General features: G+C 44.3%; 13 protein-coding genes and 1 CRISPR repeat array. Of the genes, 1 reads left to right on the forward strand and 12 read right to left on the reverse strand.

Annotated elements, in window-relative coordinates; all coding sequences use genetic code 11:
• Positions 1-147: 147 nt before the first annotated feature.
• Positions 148-666 carry a ferritin gene (locus tag Cabys_RS17650; protein ID WP_006928026.1) on the forward strand — a complete coding sequence of 173 codons (519 nt, stop codon included), beginning with the start codon at positions 148-150 and terminating at the stop codon, positions 664-666.
• 120 nt (positions 667-786) lie between these two features.
• Here Cabys_RS17650 and hflC read toward each other — a convergent pair whose 3' ends face one another.
• From hflC to cas5b, 12 genes are all read right to left on the reverse strand, one after another.
• Entirely contained in the window at positions 787-1,737 is a 951-nt protein-coding gene (gene hflC, locus Cabys_RS17655; protein ID WP_006928025.1) for a protease modulator HflC, read from the reverse strand.
• Complete coding sequence (gene hflK, locus Cabys_RS17660; protein WP_006928024.1) at positions 1,730-2,722, reverse strand: FtsH protease activity modulator HflK; 993 nt, start codon at positions 2,720-2,722, stop codon at positions 1,730-1,732. The genes hflC and hflK overlap by 8 nt, the downstream gene beginning before the upstream one ends.
• Positions 2,723-2,857: 135 nt before the next feature.
• On the reverse strand, positions 2,858-3,520 hold the full coding sequence (locus tag Cabys_RS17665) for a rhomboid family intramembrane serine protease (RefSeq protein ID WP_006928023.1): 663 nt from the start codon (positions 3,518-3,520) through the stop codon (positions 2,858-2,860).
• A 2-nt stretch (positions 3,521-3,522) separates the two neighbouring features.
• Complete coding sequence (locus tag Cabys_RS17670; RefSeq protein WP_006928022.1) at positions 3,523-5,739, reverse strand: M23 family metallopeptidase; 2,217 nt, start codon at positions 5,737-5,739, stop codon at positions 3,523-3,525.
• A gap of 822 nt (positions 5,740-6,561) precedes the next feature.
• On the reverse strand, positions 6,562-7,989 hold the full coding sequence (gene lpdA / locus Cabys_RS17675; RefSeq protein WP_006928021.1) for a dihydrolipoyl dehydrogenase: 1,428 nt from the start codon (positions 7,987-7,989) through the stop codon (positions 6,562-6,564).
• 22 nt (positions 7,990-8,011) lie between these two features.
• A complete protein-coding gene (locus Cabys_RS17680; protein WP_006928020.1) occupies positions 8,012-9,340 on the reverse strand; it encodes a 2-oxo acid dehydrogenase subunit E2 in 1,329 nt (442 codons plus the stop codon).
• A gap of 37 nt (positions 9,341-9,377) precedes the next feature.
• Positions 9,378-12,050, reverse strand: a complete 2,673-nt coding sequence (gene aceE / locus Cabys_RS17685; protein ID WP_006928019.1) for a pyruvate dehydrogenase (acetyl-transferring), homodimeric type — start codon at positions 12,048-12,050, stop codon at positions 9,378-9,380.
• A 417-nt stretch (positions 12,051-12,467) separates the two neighbouring features.
• Positions 12,468-14,481: a CRISPR direct-repeat array (repeat unit 30 nt; unit sequence GTTTCAATCCCACTCTGATTCGATTAAAAC).
• 123 nt (positions 14,482-14,604) lie between these two features.
• Positions 14,605-14,868, reverse strand: coding sequence for a CRISPR-associated endonuclease Cas2 (cas2, locus tag Cabys_RS17695; RefSeq protein ID WP_006928018.1), 264 nt, complete (start codon positions 14,866-14,868; stop codon positions 14,605-14,607).
• A 20-nt stretch (positions 14,869-14,888) separates the two neighbouring features.
• Positions 14,889-15,893 carry a type I-B CRISPR-associated endonuclease Cas1b gene (cas1b, locus tag Cabys_RS17700; protein WP_006928017.1) on the reverse strand — a complete coding sequence of 335 codons (1,005 nt, stop codon included), beginning with the start codon at positions 15,891-15,893 and terminating at the stop codon, positions 14,889-14,891.
• 42 nt (positions 15,894-15,935) lie between these two features.
• Positions 15,936-16,445 carry a CRISPR-associated protein Cas4 gene (gene cas4 / locus Cabys_RS17705; protein ID WP_006928016.1) on the reverse strand — a complete coding sequence of 170 codons (510 nt, stop codon included), beginning with the start codon at positions 16,443-16,445 and terminating at the stop codon, positions 15,936-15,938.
• 15 nt (positions 16,446-16,460) lie between these two features.
• Positions 16,461-19,178 (reverse strand): CRISPR-associated helicase/endonuclease Cas3, encoded by a 2,718-nt coding sequence (locus Cabys_RS17710; RefSeq protein ID WP_006928015.1) that lies wholly within the window; start codon positions 19,176-19,178, stop codon positions 16,461-16,463.
• On the reverse strand, positions 19,159-19,950 hold the full coding sequence (cas5b, locus tag Cabys_RS17715; protein WP_006928014.1) for a type I-B CRISPR-associated protein Cas5b: 792 nt from the start codon (positions 19,948-19,950) through the stop codon (positions 19,159-19,161). The genes Cabys_RS17710 and cas5b overlap by 20 nt, the downstream gene beginning before the upstream one ends.
• Between the last annotated feature and the right edge of the window lies 1 nt (position 19,951).

Genomic DNA, 19,951 nt, shown 5'->3' on the forward strand with positions numbered 1-19,951 from the left:
CTGTATCCTGAATTCCGTAAATTTCGACATGTAGGCGAAATATTTCGCAGAATGAGTTTGTTGCTCTAAACAAGGTAAACGTTTTTGATCCATGAACAAAAATTAAAATTAAATATCAAGATTTAAAACCATCAAAGGAGGTAACACATGTTAAGTAAAAAATTAGAGGCCGCTTTAAACGACCAGATCACCAAAGAATTCTTTTCGGAATACTTGTATCTATCCATGGCGTCTTACTGCGATTCCATTGACCTGGGCGGTTTTGCCAACTGGTTTATCAGTCAGGCCGAAGAAGAGCACCAGCACGCCATGAAGTTGTTTAAATATGTGCAGGATCGCGAAGGCCGCGTGGCGCTCGGCGCTATGGAAAAACCGCAACATGAATTTAAAGATGTGATGCACCTGTTTGAACAGGTTCTGGAACACGAACAATTCATTACGCAAAGTATCAATAAAATTTATGAGTTAGCCGTAAACGAAAAGGACTACCCCACGCAGGTAGAATTAGAATGGTTCATTAAAGAACAGGTGGAAGAAGAAAAACAGGTTTCGGACATCATTAAACAGTTAAAATGGATAAAAGACAATCCCACCATGCTTTATATGCTGGATCAACAATTGGGTCAGCGAGTGCCGACCAGTCTGCCGGCAGAAGAACAAAAATAACCCGGATTTTATACCCTGACGGCTTTAAAAAATAAAAGATTCCCCCTTAAAAGGGGGAATCTTTGTTTATTCTACTCTTCTGAATTTTAAATCTTTAATTAAGAAATGCTAAACAGCCTATCACTGAATCTTTTGCAGTAATTTATAGAAATCATTGTCTGTTGTTAAGATAAGCCAATCTTTTTCGCCAAAGGTCGAACGATAGGTTTCCAGCGTTTTCAAGAAGCGGTAGAATTCACGGCTTTCCGCATTGCGATCGTAAGCCCTGGCATAGATAGCCGTGGCCTGAGCGTCGGCCTTACCGCGGATTTCCTGAGCGGTACGATAGGCTTCGGACTGGATTCTCTTTAATTCACGCTCTTTTTGACCAAGGATTTGAGAAGCCATTCCCTGTCCTTCGGAGCGATATTTTTCTGCGATTCTTTTACGTTCGGTGATCATTCGTTCGTAAATTTTACGCTGTACTTCTTCCACATAATTAATGCGTTTAAAGCGAATATCCAGCAGTTCTACGCCCAGTTCTTTAGTTCTTTCCTGTGCGGCCAGTAAAATTTCGCGCGTAATTTTTGCGCGTCCGTACTTGATGCTGGGGAAGACGTCTTCCAGGGCTTCTTCGGCCAGGGCTGTATCGGCAATAACCATCGGTTTGCGATTGGAACTGCGCACCAGCTCAACCAGATCGTGTTTGGCAACCGCATTACGCGTCTCGCCGTCTAAGATGTCATCCAGACGGGCCTGAGCGCCGCGTTCGTCGCGTACACGCTGAAAGAACAACAGTGGATCTGAAATTTTCCAGCGAGCGTAAGTATCCACCCAGATAAAGCGTTTATCTTTGGTGGGCACCTGATTGGCATCGCCATCCCACTCTAAAAAGCGTTTTTCAAAAAAGGTGGCATCTTCGATCAGAGGAACTTTAAAATGGATACCTGGCGTTGTAATGGGCTCGCCAACCGGCTTCCCGAAACGCGTAATAATGACCTGTTCGGTTTCATTAACGATAAAGGCGGCTGAAAAGAGAACGATTAAGGCTGCCACGATTATGCCGCCCAAAATAAGATAACGTTTATTCATTTTTTAGTCCTCCTTTAACGTCCAATTGAAAAAGCGGCAAAATGCCTGTGGCTTCTTTATCGGTTATCAGTTTGCGTCCAACCTTGGAAAGGATTTCACTCATCGTTTCCAGATAGAGACGTTGTCTGGTTACTTCTTTAGCTTTACGATATTCGTTGTACAACTGATTGAAGCGCGCCGCATCGCCCTGCGCTTCGTTCACGCGTTCCAGAGCGTAACCATGCGCCTCTTCAATGATTCTCAACGCCTCGCCGCGGGCTTTGGGAATGACCTTGTTGTATTCTGAACGAGCTTGATTAATTAGTTTTTCTTTTTCCTGCAGCGCTTCGTTAACCTCGTTGAAAGACGGTTTTACTTCATCAGGCGGATTCACGTCCTGCAAAACGATTTGATCCACTTTAATGCCCGTGTAGTATTGCGAAGCGAGCTCCTGCACCATTCGTTCGGCCGTGGTCGCAATTTCCTGACGCCCCACGGTCAATATTTCCGTTACGGTGCGATCGCCGATAATTTCGCGCATCACGGCTTCATTGATATCGCGAAAGGTTGTTTCCGCATTGCGCACTTTAAACAGATACAGATAGGGATCGGCAATCCGGTATTGGACAATCCATTCCACTTCGGCGGCATTTAAATCGCCGGTGAGCATTAATGATTCTTCCTGAAAGCGTCTGCTTGAATACTCGCTTCTAACGCCGGCGCGCAAAGTACGGAACCCAAACTCTTGCTTTAACTGACGCTGAACGGGCACTTTGTAAACCGTTTCGATGCCGAACGGCAGCTTAAAGTTTAAGCCCGGATCAACGGTTCGTACGTATTTGCCAAAACGCACCACCACGCCCACTTCTTCTGCTCCAATGGTAAACCAACTGGAAAAGAAAAGGACAATGAACAGGATTCCAAGCACCAGCCATTTGATGATTTTTGGCGAGAACTGGGGTACCTTGAAATCCTCAAGGTTAAAATTTCCTGTATTGGCACTCATAAATGTACCTCCTTTTTAGTTTACTTTGTTTTTATAGTTACAGGGTATACAAACTAACCAATTTTTAATTCAATTCCTATTTTATTGATTTAAAGACCGGGAGAAATTGAAAGAGTCCGATTGGCTAAAAGAATTTTACAACCACACCTGCCAGCGTTTTCGGGGTTCAAAGAACTTTATTAACGTAAAGCCGGCGGCAAAACCTCCTATGTGCGCAAACCAGGCGACACCGCCCTGCAAACCGGGAATTAATGAGAGCCAACCGTTAAACAATTGAAAGATAAACCAGAGGGAGAGTACAAAAACCGCAGGAACGTGAATAATATCGATGAAGAAGAAGATGAAAATCAGTATGGAAATGCGATTGCGTGGGAATTTTAAAAGATAGGCGCCCAGAACGCCAGAGATCGCACCGCTGGCTCCAACCATGGGAATGGTAGAGTTTGGCGCAAGAAAGGTTTGAAGCAAGGCCGCAGCTACGCCGACCGTCAGATAAAACAATAAATAACGACCGTGTCCCAGTGTATATTCAATATTGTCGCCAAAGATGTAAAGATAGAGCATATTCCCGAACAGATGACCCAGACCGCCGTGCATAAACATGGAAGTAAAAATGGTAAACGTGGCAAACGGCTGGTAGTCCAGAGAAAAGAATTTGGCCGGCACCAATCCATAGGTGTAAATAAAACTTTGTGTATGTTGCTGCCAGAAAAAATAGACCAGAATATTTAATGTAATTAACGCGTAATTAACGTAAGGTCGATATCCGCGTGGGCTTTCGTCCGCGATGGGAATCATGCTTAATTTCCTTTAATAAAAAAAACCAATGATTGTTTGCTCACGTTGCCTGCCCTATCCTGGACTTCCACAAGCAAACGATGCTGGCCGGCTTTAAGCTTCCAGTGGGGTGTGGCAAGTACAAGCTTCCGTTCCGGGTCCCATTCCGGAATCATCCATTGATCATCAATAAAAATACGAAAGTTGAGATCAGAATCAAGTCCTGAGAGCGAATCAAATGCCGAAATTTTGACAAATTTTAGCGCCTTCAGCCGGGCATTGGGAGCGGGAAAAAGTATTTCAACAGCGGGCGGAACGGTGTCGGCCGCGGCCACGATGGAGCCCAATCCTTTGCTGCGCATGACGATCGTTTGCCTGGCTGCGCCGCTTTGCCCACCGACATAGCGCAGACCCTTTTCCGATACAAAACGATAAAGGCCCAGCGTTCTGGTCGGCAAAGGGGTGGAATCTGTTTTGACTACAATACGAACGCCCTTGCGAAAAGGCTGCGGATACCAGGAAAAATTGTACTCCGCACTGAGAATGGGCAGCGAATCCTTTAAAGTTAAAACAGAATCGTTTTTTCGGGCCGAAAATAGCAGGGTGTCGTAAACGGTCTGACCGGTGGTTTCAATTTGCAAAGAGTCGTTAAACAAGGCAATATGCTGGCTTTTTTCCGGAAACAGCACGGCAAAGTGAATGGTAGTGTCCAGCACGGTTTTCTGGAATTTTGCCACGCGCAGCTGCAGGGTTTGTTTGTCGCCCTCTCCGGGCGGGATGACCAGCTCCAGAAATCGGTCGTTTAAATTGGAAACCGGATGAATCACCACGCCGTTCAAACGCGTTTCAATGTCCAGTAAACTGGCATTTTGCGGCGGCGATAACTGCGCCACCCAGTATTTGCCGTAATTGATGAGTTTAAAAGCAATGGTGTCCGCGCTGTGCGCAAAATCGTTGAGCAGCGCAAAACGGCGGCCGTCGCTGGCAACGCCGACGATCTTTATTTTTTTTGTTTGCACGGGATTTAGCGGCGCCTTGATTAAAATTTGCTGATTGTGCGGCCGGAATTCCTGCTGAACAATTTCGTAATACCGTACTTTTTGCCAGGCTCCGCCGGCGCCGGGATGCAGTAAATCCAGCGTGCGCAAATTACGGGGCAGCAAGGCTTTGACAAATAGCTGATCTTTTAAACGGCGCGCGTAAAGGATTTGCGGCGGCGGATTGAATGCCGGCAAAATGCGCCCCTTAACCACGCTTTGATTGTCCCAGAAATCTTTAATAATAATTTTAAAGTTTACTGGCTGTTTTTTTACGTAAATCACGCCCCCATCTGGCGCGGTGCGATAAAAATCAAGCTGGTTGTACGGTTCTTTAAATAACTTTAAAAAGCGTTTGTTTTGCAGCGCTTTTAAAGGATAGTAGATTCCGATATTGATTTGCGAGGTTTTGCTAAAATCAAGCGTATCGTATTTCGCCTCAAAAATCAGGCTGTCGTTAATGTACAATTGCTCGCGGTAAAAGCCGTATTTGTTGTAAACGTCGTTGGCCCGATCGTACCCGCGGATGGCCAGACCGATTTTGCCCCGCGCGTACACGGTTTCGTTCAAAACGTAGATTCCATTCTCTTTTTTTAGCGGAATACTTTTGGGCAACACCGAACCATTGACGACGCTGTTTTTATTTAACGGAATGATGAGCAATTCCTGCAAGCGAGGCGCGATTTGATCTTTAACCCGCTCTCTGTAAAAATGCAGGGGATTCAGCGCCCGATGCTGCGCATCGCGTATTTCGAAATGTAAATGGGGAACGCCCGTTCCCGTTTGCCCGGTGTAAGCAATAATCTCTCCTTTTTTTACGGGCCAGCGCTTTGGACGCCAGTCAATGGTGTACCTTCGATTTTTAAGCTGAATCTGGCGCACCTTTTCTTCCAGTTTACGATTGAAGCGTTGCAGGTGAGCGTAAACGGCAAATCGACCGTCTTTTAGTTTTAAATAGATCACCTTACCGTAGCCATGGGGCGAAACTCGAATGCGGTAAACCGTGCCGTCTTCGACGGCGTAAACCGCGTAGCCTTCCTGATTCCAGGTTTTGATGTCAATGGCCGAGTGGTAATGGCCGGGACGGTACTCACAGAAACTGGAGGTGAGATAGTCGCTGGCTGAGGTGGGCCATAAATAATTTTGCGCCTTTGCGCCGTGCCAGATTAGAAGGACAAGCAGTATTTTGCCAAAGTTTTTCATTCATCTTTCCCGCTAAGCTTTTCCTCAATTGTTGAATTGGTATTATTACAAGTTATGGGTGAAAAATTCAAATAAATTTGCGCGCTTTTCCAAAAAAACTTTTTAGTTAACCCCAAAACACCCAAAAGAAGAAGCTATGACGCTAAAAAGGTATTGTGCGCAAATTTTAGCGCTGCCAATATCGTTCAATGGTTGAATAGGTGATTGGACGCCGACCTGGCGGGATTTGAAAATTTTTGTGCTGCTGTATTGGTTGAATAGTTAATTAGTTGAATGGTTGAATAGAAATTTATAAATGCGCAAATATTGAACATCATTGGAGAAAAATTTCCAACGAACAGTTCTTCCTACTCCCCCAGATTCTTTTTTTGGGAAAGGGGGTGAGGGAAAGAAAAACTTTATAAAAATACATTGTCTTTGACTTTTGGGACAGCCCCGTAAATAGCGCCGATTTGCTTATTTTTAGTCTCAGAATAATTTTTTTAATCATTTTCTGCGATTATTTGCGTAATCTGCGAGAAAATTACTTTGCGCACGTTGTGGTTGATTTTGGTTGCGGCTTCGCTGCCTTGGGTGAAAGGTTTTTCGCTTACGGCCGGGCTGCCTTAGTGGATAATTGTCTTCGATTGGGAGGAGAGAAGGAGCGCTCTGTCAGAGCGCTCCGATCTGCGGTGGAAAGCTGGCCCGGGGCAGCGCCCCGGGCCTCCATTGTAACGCCCATTGGCCCACTTAACCGCAAGAGCGGACCCCGCCTCGCGTGCAAGACAGCCAATCCGTTTAATAATGCCGACCGGCAGCCGCCAAATACAGCGCAAACGCGGCTTATTTGCCGCGTTTCGGACGGTAAATATGCGTACTGGTACCAAAGATCATTTCTGCCGTTTCCATTAGCGTTTCCGAAAGCGTGGGATGCGGATGGATGGTCATCTTTAAATCCGTGGCATTAGCCGCCATTTCAATGGCCAGCACGCCTTCGGAAATCAGCTCGCCCGCGCCCGGTCCGGCAATGCCCACGCCCAAAATACGTTTGCTTTCTGCATCCACAATCAGCTTGGTCAAGCCGTCGGTGCGATCCATGGTAATGGCCCGCCCGGAAGCGGCCCACGGAAAGCGCGCCACTTCCACCTTGCGTCCCTGTTTTTTGGCTTCCGTCTCGGTCAAACCAGCCCAGGCAATTTCCGGATCGGTAAACACCACAGCCGGGATGGCCGCCGGCTCAAAGGCCGCCTTCTGGCCATGAATGGCTTCCACGGCCACAAAGCCTTCGTGCGAGGCCTTATGCGCCAGCATGGGTTCGCCGGCCACGTCTCCTATAGCGTAAATATTCGGTTCGTGCGTGCGACGCTGTTCATCCACCATGATGAAGCCCCGCTCATCGGTTTTAATGCGCGTGTTTTGCAGACCGATGCCGTCCGAGTTGGGCGTACGACCGATGGAAATCAACACGCGATCAAAGGTCTGTTCTTCTTGAGCGACGTTTTCGCCTTCAAAGCGAACGCGTACGCCGTTTTTTAAGGCCTTCATCTCTGCCACACGCGTGTTAAGCATGATAGAGGCAAATTTCTTTTCGATGCTTTTGTACAGTACGTTGCTTAAATCTTTATCGGCGCCGGGCAAAATGTTAGGCAGCATCTCCACCACATGCACCTTACTGCCCAGGGCGGCGTAAACCGTACCCAGCTCCAGTCCAATGTAGCCCGCGCCGATGACCAGCAAGTTTTCTGGCACTTCTTCAAGGTTCAGCGCCCGGGTTGAATTCATCACACGCGGGCTATCGAGGGAAAGCGCCTGGATTTTTGCCGGACGCGAGCCCGTGGACAGGATGGCGTAATTGAATTGCAATTGGCTTTTTTGACCGTCAACGCCGATGATCTTTAAGGTATTGGCGTCCAAAAAGCTGGCCGTTCCACGTATGTGTTTGATTTTTCGCTGTTTGACCAGCATGCCCAGTCCGCCCGTTAAGCGCTGCACCACGCTCTCTTTCCAGCTGCGCAGTTGATCCAGATCGATCTGTGGTTTTTGAAAATGAATGCCCCAGCGCGCGGCTTCCTGGCTTTCGTTCAATAATTTGGCCACGTGTAATAGAGCCTTGGATGGAATGCATCCCCGGTACAAACAAACGCCGCCCGGATTAACTTCGGGATCGATGATGGTTACGTCCATACCCAGATCAGCGGCCAGAAAGGCGGCCGCGTATCCACCGGGCCCGGCTCCGATAACGGCTAAATGAGTTTTTAATGTTTCAGACATTTTTTCTCCAATTTTAGCGAGTTTACAGTGTTAATAAGAAAGGTTGCTCGAGCGCCTCGCAGATCCAGCGCAAAAAGCGCGCGGCGTCGGCCCCGTCGATCAACCGGTGATCGTAAGAAAGCGACAGAGGTAGCATCAGGCGCGGGACAAATTGCCCGTCTTTATAAACCGGTTGAATTTCCGAGCGCGAAACGCCCAAAATGGCCACCTCTGGCGCGTTTACCACTGGCGTAAAGCCGGTTCCGCCAATACCGCCCAGGTTGGAGATGGAAAAGTTGCCGCCCTGCATTTCGTCCGGCGTCAATTTGCGTTCTCGCGCTTTTTGAGAAATTTTGGCCAATTCCACCGCAAGCTCGGTAATACTTTTGGCCTCCACATTCTTCACCACGGGCACCAGCAATCCACGATCGGTGTCCACTGCCACGCCGATGTTAATGTATTTCTTAAAGATGATTTCATTTTTTGCCAGATCAATACTGGCGTTGAATTGCGGAAATTTTTTCAAAGCCAGCGCCACCACCTTCAGTAGAATGGCTGTTACAGTCAATTTACCGCCCGCCTGTTGCACCTGCTCGGAATACTTCTTCCTCAACGCCTCCAGATCGGTGATGTCGGCTTTGTCAAATTGCGTTACGTGCGGGATGGTGCTCCAGGCGTAGCTCAAGTGCCGCGCCGTGATTTCGCGCACTCTGTTCATGGGCTGGCGTTCGATCTCGCCCCATTTTTCGAAATCGGGCAGAGGTTCGGCCTGCACGCCGGTTGCCGCGCCGGCTTGCAGGGCGCGCTGTTTGTTCAGCATTTTAGAGTAGGCTTTAACGTCTTCGATGGAAATCCGTCCGCCAGGGCCTGTGCCGGGCACCTGGTTGATGTCGATGCCGATCTCGCGCGCAAATCTTCTGACCGAAGGCGCGGCCGGCGCCAGTTCGCCTGTTTTTCGTTCCACTTGCGGGGCGGCAGGAACATCCTCTTCAATGACCGGCGCGGGCTGCGCTGCGATAGGAGCTTCATCCGCGGCAGCGGGCATTTCAACGGAATCAGGAGCCACGCTGGTTTCAGGTGATTCTTTTTCTGTGGTCTCATCGGCTTTTTGCGCAGTCGGCTGCCCTTCATCCGACTCTTCCTCGAAAATGAACATCGGCTCGCCGATCTTTACGTCCTGCCCCTCTTTAATCAGCACTTTTTTAACCGTGCCATTGACGGGCGAGGGCACCTCTATCACCGCTTTGTCCGTTTCCAGCTCGGCCAGGGGCTGATCGGCCGTAACGGAATCGCCTTCTTTTATCAGAACGGCGGCCACCCGCCCGGAAACGATGTTTTCGCCTAATTCGGGTAATTTAAATTCTATTGCCATTTTTTAATTCCTCACTGTCGTTTGTCTGGTCAAACCGTTAACTGATCATGGGATTGGGTTTGTCCACATCCAGATCCATTTCTTTAATTGCCTTTTTCAGAACATCCATTTTGAGCTGTCCTTCTTTCCACAACATGTACAGAGTGGCGTAGGTGATGTAACGGTAATCCACTTCAAAAAAGTCGCGTAAATGCCGTCTTCCGTCGCTGCGGCCAAAACCGTCGGTGCCCAGCGAGAACAACGGACCCGGCAGCCAGCGGGCGATCGACTCCGGCAGGGCTTTCACATAATCAGAAGCGGCCACAAACACGCCCTTGCTGTTTTTTAAGATTTTGCTTACGTAAGGTTCTTGCAAATTATCGGGATGAAACATATTGTGGCGTTCGGCCATCAAAGCGTCGCGATGCAATTCTTTGTAACTGGTAACGCTCCACACATCGGCAGCCACGCCGTATTTTTCGGCCAGGATATCCTGCGCTTTAAGCACCTGATTCAAAATGGAGCCGCTGCCCAGCAATTGCGCATGGAGTTTCGCGTTTTTCAGATTGGAAGATTTAAATAGGTACATGCCGCGAATGATGCCTTCTTTGATATTTTTCCGTTTAGGCATGGGCGGTTGAGGGTAATTTTCGTTCATTACGGTTACATAATAAAAGATTTTTTCCTGTTTTTCGTACATGCGCTCCAGACCATCTTCGATAATAACCGCTAACTCGTAGGCAAATGCCGGGTCGTAGGCCTTTAAATTGGGCACCGGATAAGCCAGCAGATGACTGTTTCCATCCTGATGCTGAAGGCCTTCGCCAGCCAGGGTGGTGCGACCCGCCGTACCGCCGATTAAAAAGCCGCGCGTTTGCATATCTGCGCCGGCCCACACCAGGTCGCCCACGCGCTGCAAACCAAACATGGAGTAGAAAATAAAGAAGGGGATGGTATTAATGCCATGATTGGCGTAAGCCGTTCCAGCGGCGATAAAAGAAGAGGTGGAGCCGGATTCGGTGATGCCTTCTTCAAAAATTTGACCGTCTTTGGCCTCTTTGTAGTACAGCAGGCTTTCGCTGTCCACCGGCTGATACAATTGACCGACATGGGAATAAATCCCCACCTGCCTGAAAAGCGCTTCCATTCCAAATGTGCGCGCTTCGTCGGGGACAATGGGCACAATCAATTTGCCGATTTTTTGATCGCGCAGCAATTTAGAGAGAATGCGCACAAAGACCATGGTGGTCGAAACTTCACGCTCTTTTGTGCCTTCGTAAAACTCGGAAAAGAGATCGTCCTTTGGCGTTACCAGTACGGCGCTGGTTGTGCGTCTGGTGGGAATAAATCCGCCCAGCGCCTGCCGCCGTTCCATCAAATAACGCATTTCGCTGCTATCTGGAGAGGGTTTGTAAAAAGGAAGCTCGTCGATTTGTTCGTCGCTAATGGGAATGCCAAAGCGCGAGCGGAATTGACGTAATTCTTCTTCGTTTAATTTTTTCTGCTGATGGGTAATATTTTTACCTTCGCCGGCCTCGCCCATGCCGTAACCTTTTACGGTACGTGCCAGGATTACGGTGGGCGCGCCCTTATGGTTGACCGCCGCGTGATAAGCCGCGTACACCTTTTCCGGATCGTGTCCGCCCAGGCGTAATTTAGCCAGTTGTTCATCGGACAGATGTTCTACCAGTTTTAAAAGCTGCGGGTATTTACCCCAGAAGTGTTTGCGCAAATAGGCGCCGCCGCGCACCACGTAATTCTGGTACTCGCCGTCAACCACTTCGCCCATTCGTTTTACCAGCAGCCCGTCTTTATCTTTGGCTAACAGGGCGTCCCAGTCGCTGCCCCAGATGATCTTAATGACGTTCCAGCCTGCGCCGCGAAATACGGTTTCCAGTTCTTGAATGATTTTTCCGTTTCCGCGCACGGGGCCGTCTAACCGTTGAAGATTGCAATTGATAACAAAGATCAGGTTGTCCAGTTTTTCTCTGGCCGCCAGTGAGATGGCGCCGAGAGCTTCCGGTTCGTCGGTTTCGCCGTCGCCCAAAAACGCCCACACCTTTTCGCCGCCCGGTTTTTTCAGGCCGCGGTCTTCCAGATAGCGATTAAAGCGGGCCTGATAAATGGCCATCAGTGGGCCAAGCCCCATGGAAACCGTGGCAAATTGCCAGAAATCAGGTTTTAACCATGGATGGGGATAGGAGGGCAGCCCTTTGGCCGTTTTGTGGTACTCATGGCGAAAATTTTTCAATTCTTCAATGGAAATCCGTCCTTCTAAAAAGGCGCGCGCGTAAATGCCCGGCGAGGCATGTCCTTGAAAATAGACAAAGTCGCCGCTAAAATCCTGGCCCGGCGCGCGGAAGAAATGGTTAAAGCCCACTTCGTAAAGCGTGGCAGCCGAAGCGTAAGTGGAGATGTGTCCGCCAATGCCGTTTTCGATTCGATTGGCTCTAACCACCATAGCCATGGCGTTCCAGCGGATGATGCTTTTGATCCGTCGTTCAATTTCGCGGCTACCGGGATAGGGCGGCTGCTCTTCTACAGGGATGGTGTTAATATACGGCGTATTGGCCGTAAAAGGCATTTTTATGCCGGAAGCGTAAATCTGCTGTTGCAACTCGCTCATTAACTTTTTAACGCGCTCCGGGCCGCCGCGCTCGATCACATATTGGAGAGATTCCCGCCACTCCTGTAATTCTAAATCTTCTTCTTTTAAATTTTTCTGACTCATTGTATTTCCTTTTATTGTTAATTTACCGTTGTCAATTGAAACATAATTAACGCATTTTTTTTAAAAATATTTCCGGTTTTTTTCAAGTATGTATCGGTTCTCAAGTCGGCAATCGAATCGGCGCTGTTCAAGGGAAATTACACGCTACGCTTAAATATAATCAAATTCGGAGTGAAAACAAAGAAGGTGCTTTGCCAGGCAAATTAAAACGCCCCGCCGACCCGTCATTCCCGCGAACGCGGGAATCCTCTCCATGCTTCGCTCCAACCGTCATTCCCACACAAGCAGGAATCCCTTCCGTGCCTGTTTCAACCCCACTCCGGATCGCTCCAAACGTCATTCCCGCGCAAGCGGGAATCCCCTCCATGCTTCGCTCCAACCGTCATTCCCACACAAGCAGGAATCCCCCCCATCTTTGTTCCAAACCTACTCTTGTTCGATTAAAATCGTAATTCGTAATTCTTAATTCGTAATTGAGTTAAAGTTTCAATCCCACTCTGATTCGATTAAAACCAACGTCGATAAACTGATTGAAGAAAGTAATAAGGCGTTTCAATCCCACTCTGATTCGATTAAAACTAAGCCAGATACCGGTGTACAGCCGAAGCTCAACGGGTTTCAATCCCACTCTGATTCGATTAAAACATGATACACAGGCTATACAAAAAGCTATTAATTATGGTTTCAATCCCACTCTGATTCGATTAAAACTCTGGTTAAACCGGTTAGCGATGCAATAAAGTTTTCACCGTTTCAATCCCACTCTGATTCGATTAAAACATTCCGATTCCTGACAGCTCCGCGGCCTATCTAAGAGTGTTTCAATCCCACTCTGATTCGATTAAAACTAAGAGGCAGGAAAAAAACAGTCAGATTGCATCCGTTTCAATCCCACTCTGATTCGATTAAAACGTTTTTTATTAAAACTAAAATAGGAGGGCAATAGCCGGTTTCAATCCCACTCTGATTCGATTAAAACTCGAGGTTAAATTTGTTTTCTTGCTTTAAAACTTGTTTCAATCCCACTCTGATTCGATTAAAACTCTATGGCCAAACGTATTTCGATAAGAATATATTGTTTCAATCCCACTCTGATTCGATTAAAACCTTTTCCCTTTATGTTTAGTTATGCTTATTTGCGCGTTTCAATCCCACTCTGATTCGATTAAAACTTTGGTGAAACCACTTCGTATACGGTTACACTGGGGTTTCAATCCCACTCTGATTCGATTAAAACTTGTTGAAATAGTGGAGCGGCCGGGCTATCATATCCTGTTTCAATCCCACTCTGATTCGATTAAAACCTTGTCATACAAAAATACATGAGCAAGAAAAAATGTTTCAATCCCACTCTGATTCGATTAAAACAAATTGCCCGGCTCTTAAATCTGTAAGCTTTTTCCTGTTTCAATCCCACTCTGATTCGATTAAAACAAAGTCTCTGCCGGATTCTTTCAAGTCCTATGAGCAAGTTTCAATCCCACTCTGATTCGATTAAAACTCAACCAAAAAAAAGGAGAAAAAAATGGAACACATGTTTCAATCCCACTCTGATTCGATTAAAACGTTTTTCCAGGTGATACAGTCTTGTGGTGTAAACAGTAGTTTCAATCCCACTCTGATTCGATTAAAACACAAGCACAACCTATTTTTAAAGTCGCTGTAACTCCTTTGTTTCAATCCCACTCTGATTCGATTAAAACGGTGTTTCCAGATCAGTCATCTACAAAGCCCTCAAGGCGTTTCAATCCCACTCTGATTCGATTAAAACATAATCTTACATTGCACAGATTCAACCTGGGGTAACCTGTTTCAATCCCACTCTGATTCGATTAAAACTCTGTGAACGGTCTTCCTTAAGCGCTTCGATCTGGTTTCAATCCCACTCTGATTCGATTAAAACAGCACAAACCGCCAATAAAATCAAAGCCTTTATTGCCGTTTCAATCCCACTCTGATTCGATTAAAACTCAAGCGTTATAAAGAACATCCGCAAGATTTATCTGTTTCAATCCCACTCTGATTCGATTAAAACAACTCATGAACAAAGACAACGTAAAGTGTACAACTTCGTTTCAATCCCACTCTGATTCGATTAAAACATAATAGCTGGCACTTTGGAATTATTGTTATTGATGTTTCAATCCCACTCTGATTCGATTAAAACCTATATTGCGCAAACGTTATTTGAACAAGAACGTTTTGTTTCAATCCCACTCTGATTCGATTAAAACGGCTTAATAAAAGATGCAACTCGCAGATTGTCCGGGGTTTCAATCCCACTCTGATTCGATTAAAACAGGCTAGTGTTTACGTGGCTACGCAACCGGACGCGGTTTCAATCCCACTCTGATTCGATTAAAACAAAACTATCTGAAGAAAATGATGGATTTGAATTAAAGTTTCAATCCCACTCTGATTCGATTAAAACCCGTTGTTCAGGCTCAAAAAAAATACCATTTTTCAATGGCTTATGCAAATCCTTTTCCGCATATTTTTAATAGATGCCGCGTCGATCTCTAATTGTACGTTTTCCCCTGAGGTTCGACGACTCTTAAAGCATGGTGTCCAGCGGATTCTTTTCCAGACCGATTATTTCTTTTTCTAACCACTTAATATCTCTGCTTTTAAATACAATAATGCTGTCGTTATCCATATCCATCAAACGCTTCGCTTTCTTCAATAGCTCTTTTAATTTTACCGACGTAATCTCGCCTTCAAATACCGAATTCTGAATCCAATTCAAATATTGACGACATAATTTGAGCATTTTGCCCACGCGTTTTTCGCCAACATCGTAAACCAAAATCACATACACGGCTCCATTCCCTCCTCCTTTTACCACCAGATTTTAAACGGTTTATAAGGCTGTTCGCCTAAAATATCTTTAATCAATTTGTAGCACTCCAGCTTAATTAAATGACCGTAACTGACTTTCTTTTTTAAAACGCGGTGATGAATGGTTTCCCCTAAACGTTGTTCATAGGCCTGAATAAAGCTTTTTTTACCGCTGTCCTTTAGTAAACAACGGTTTAGTTGACGGTCGAAATCTTTTTCTTTGATCATCTGTTTATTAATGAGCTTGAAAATAACGCGGTCCACCAGAATGGGCTTGAAAATTTCGGCTAAATCTAATGCTAAGGAATAACGGCGATAACCCGGCTCATGTAAAAAACTTATGGTGGGATTCAACTGCGTATGATGAATGGCGCGCAGACAGCCGCTGTAACACATCATGTTGCCAAATGAAATCAGGGCGTTGATTTCGTCCTGTGGAGGACGTTTAGTGCGCCCGGGCATGGAAAAGTCCTTTAAAATAGCGTCAAAAGCCTGGTAGTAAACCTGGCGGATGTTGCCCTCAACGCCCATCAGCGCCGAAACGTCCTGCGCCCCGGAAATTTGACTGCGCAAAGATTGAATGGTGTCGATTTCTGCGCTTAAATCTTTTTGGCGGCTCTGGTAATACTGTAAATTTTTAAGCATGTTAAAACTGGCGCCTTCGATAAAAGCCTGAGCCAGCCCCAGACGGCGGGACTTCCGTAAATAGGCTCTGGTTTGAGCAATTTGTACCTTGCCGGCCAGCAGGTAATCTCTGGGCATAAAACTGCCGGTGTAATTTTCGTAATAATCGAAAAAATGTACGGCAATTTGTTTTTTACCTAAAAAGTTGTACAGCGCGCTGTTGGCATCCAGCGAACCGAATACGTACAAATCGGACACGCCTTCTACCGGCAAAAAACGCGGTTTTTGTTCTTGCCCTTCTTCATCTACCGGCACAAATTTTAAGGTGTTGTCCTTACGGCTCAAACGTCCGGGATTGAATAGATAATAATTTTTTTTCATAATGGATGCTTCTTTAGAATTTAATTCAACTTACCGAATTAATCACGGTTCTTCGCCGCTCCAGCAAAAATCGTAATAGGAGCAGGCGCGGCAAATTTTTTTGCCGATGCGCGGCGGCATGGCCTCCTGTCGGCAGATGGTTTCTATCTCTTGCATGATCTTTTGTAAATAAAGGCGATCGTCTTCTTGTAACTCGATCTCCTCGCGCAAGCGCAGAGTCGGATATTCCAGAATGCCTTTCACTCCGGTAATGCCTTTCTTTTCCAGCACAAAAAGATAGTATTTCACCTGCCATGAATGGGCCTTTTCGACTTTGTCCGATTTTTTAATCTCGTGCACGATTTTGTTTTTGGCATCGTAGTAATCGATTTTGATGCCGTCCAGCTCGATTTCCGAATATTTTTCCGACCGCTGTGGATAGGCGTATTCATGGATTAGCTTGCCTTCGCCTACCAGTTCGGAGGTGTGTTCCATCTGGATGCCGTTGGCAAAAAGCCAGAGCTCCCGTTTACAAACATGATAGTAATTAATATGCGTACCAGTAATAATCATATTGCATTCTTCTAGTTAAATAAACATGGCTTCTTTAAAATTTTCGTCTTTAATCCCATCTGTGTAGCTGTAGACCTGTTCCCAGCGAGACAGATAAAGAATTTGATAGCTATTAAAAATTTCAAGATCAGCAAAATTTTTCAATTCGGTTAATAAACCGGAGTTAACATATATAGAAAACATGAATTGAGACATAATGCCGTAAATCTTTTTTATATCGACGCGTTTTTCAACAAAACCCATATCTTTGTTTTTAATAATATTTATGTATGTTTTCCACACCAATTCTCCCTCAAGAGAGTCATTGATTGTTACCCCTGACAAAGTGGAAATAAATTCAAGATCATTATTAGAAAAATAACAAGTGGAAATTTTTAAAGGTACAAAAACAGTAACATTCTGTTCCGAAATTAATTGTAATTCCCGGTCTATTTTTGAAAAACGGAGCTTTTTAAAATGTTCAAGATAGCTTTTTAACCCTCTTATAAATTCATTTTTATTTTCACGGTTAATATAGTCGCACACTTGTTGATATAAAATCTCAAAACGTTTCTCCTGTAAAATTTTTTGATATTGTTCCTGCGAGATATGATCCCGCGTTAAAGCATAACGTAAATCTTTGCCGTAAATGGCATAAGCTCGGTCTAATTTAAATAAAAAAACTTTGGCCGGAATAGTGCGCGCATTACGATTCACACGACCGGCTAATTGTTCATCGCTATCGATTAATGAACGATCTTTAAATCCAATGTCCATGTCAATATCAACACCTGCTTCAACAACCTGGGTGGTTATTAAAAGAATTTTTGCGGAAGATTTCTTTTCTATTGACTTTTTAATATGTGCAATAATTTCTTTACGTCTGGGTTCCAGAATAGTACCCGAAAGCAAATATATTTGGTAATTTGCACTATTAAAGCGTTCCTTAATTAACTTATAAAACTCGCCTGCGCGTTTTTTGAAAATGAATTCGATGATGCCTTTAACAACTCCGTTATTTTGGAAGGAATATTTTTCGCATTCATCAAAAACAAAATCCGCTAACTCTTCAATTGAGGTTATCTTATCGATTAGTGAAAAATCGAATTGAACACGTCCTTTAAAATTTGGATTTTGAAAATATTGTTTGGGATTTTTTAACAAAGATATAAAATTATGTGGCAAGGGCACTTGATTACTTTCGGGCAAAAATAAGGCATCCAGTTTGGGCAAGGTGGCTGACATGAGAATGAAACGAATGTTAAAAAAATAAGCGAAATTAGAAATAAAAAAACGGATCTTGTCCCATTCGGCTGGCGAATAGGATTGCAATTCGTCAATTATGACTATGGAATTGGCAAGCCTGTGTAATAAATAAATATTTTCTTTTTGTGTACTTTTTAAAATATCAAAAAATTTAATGTGTGTCATTAATATAATAGGATAATTTACGAAAAGGTTGTCAATATAATTCTGATATTGTTGCCCATACTGTCCGTCCTTTACTTCTTCTCGTTTAGAATGAAAACCGCTTCTTGAATGTAATTGCACCATTTGCGCATTAGTTACCTGTAGTGTTTCTTTTATGCTCTGAGCGGTTTGCGTGATCAATGTAGTAAACGGGAAAACATACAGGATTTTATTAACGTATTGATGCGCTTGTAATAATTCCATAGCAATGGCCAGCGATAGATTGGTTTTGCCGGATCCTGTAGGAGCCTCCAGATAAAATACATATTCGTTCTTATTTTGCTTTACAGCATTCAATGTTTCCGCCATAAGCTTTTGCCGCAAAGTGTTTAAATTTTCAGGATTTCTTTTTTGTAATTTATCGAGAGGTAAGGAAAGATAATATTCCTGACGCTTATAAAAGTCTTTATTGTAAGACTTACTGGTTTTAAAAGTATTTTGCAACTTTTCTTTTTCTCCAACTAAAAACACACCGAAATCTTTAACAGCTAAATCTATAGTGTATTCGGTAGTGGCATAATAGTCAGCGGCCGTTAATAGTGAGTAACAAAGTCGAATGAGCCCAAATAAAGAAAAAGCCGAAATATCTTTAAAAAGGAAATCTACAATTGGCAGAAAACGTTGTTCGTCCTGAAAGCTTTGCATTAAATTCTTGACCAGCTTAAAATCGGTGCGAATATGAAGCAAAGATAAGTAAGATTTCATTGCTTCAATCCAGTCAGGCGGAATGTCTAAATCATGATCATAATACGATGCATGGTGTTTTAAAATAACTCCGGCGAAAGGTACAATTAGCAAGGTTATAAAATCTTTTTCATTCTGAGATAATATTGAATTTTCTCTTAATTCCTGAATTTTTACAGAAATCAGGATAAAGGCGCTAAGTGCTGAATGACGTGATCCAATCTTGTTTTTACATTTTTTAGAAAAATGCGGATTTTGCATCCGTTCTCTTTGAAAGTTCTCGTTAATTTTTCCATAATCGTGAAACAGAATGGTCTGCCAGAAAAGGGATTTAATAAAGCTACCAACGGCTTTTTTTTCTAAAACAAATTCTTTTTGAATTAGCGCCTGAATAAGTCGTTCAATCACAATTTCCAGATGGTGCGATTGAATAAGTTTAAAAGCGTAATCTCCCACCAATCGAGTATGATCGACTAACTTTTCAGGCGCTTTATGCGAGTGTAAATGTGCCCAATATTTTTCGCACTCGGTTAATCGTTCCAATAAGCAAGAAAAATCTGCTTTTATTGATTCAAGGGTTTTAAAATAATTGGATGACAATATTTTCTTCCTTTACTAAAAATAAACCATCCAGTCGAAATTCTTTTTTAAAAGTATAATTGGTATAGGCAAACATTTCTCGCTGATACTGCTTTAAATCTTTATCAAAACCAACGGGCAATTCTTCAAAGCTAATAAATTCAGGTTCATTTTGACTTTGTCCGAGCAGGAACGGCAATCCCAAACCTCCTTCTTTTTTCATTTCTTTAAAAAGCTGATTTCCTTTACGAATAATTGTTTGAATCCTATAATCCCGATCATAGGTGTAAGGCTTAAAGGAATACTCGCGATAATTTTCCCACCATAAATGAAATTCGTTCTTACCTAAATAGGGAATATATTCAGCCTGTGATTGTCGTAGTTGTGCATCAAGTTGCGATAATAATTGGTTATCTGTGTTTAACAAAAGATAACAACGAAAGGCAGGATTCAGAAGAATTTGCTCAGCAACAACCAGATTACCGCCTTGTTCATGGCTGGCAAAACCTGTAGTGTTGTTATATTGAAGGATTGTTTTTGTAAAGTTACCTTTGACCGCATTCAGGGGTTCAATCCCAATAAGTAACCTTTCTAACTTAGAAAGATACTCTGGAAAAACTCCTGGATTGCCATACCCTTCTAGACCAAGTACAGCACCTAAAATACCCAATAAAGCCGGCTTGTGCAACATATTGAAAGTAAGATAAAGCTGTTTACCGCCCCCTTCATTTATATCGGGTTTTTTTAAAAAGCCCATGGGCGCTTTAAATTCTATGGAAATAAGCTTTTCCATG

Origin of the sequence: Caldithrix abyssi DSM 13497, assembly GCF_001886815.1 — a bacterium.
Lineage (GTDB): Bacteria > Calditrichota > Calditrichia > Calditrichales > Calditrichaceae > Caldithrix > Caldithrix abyssi.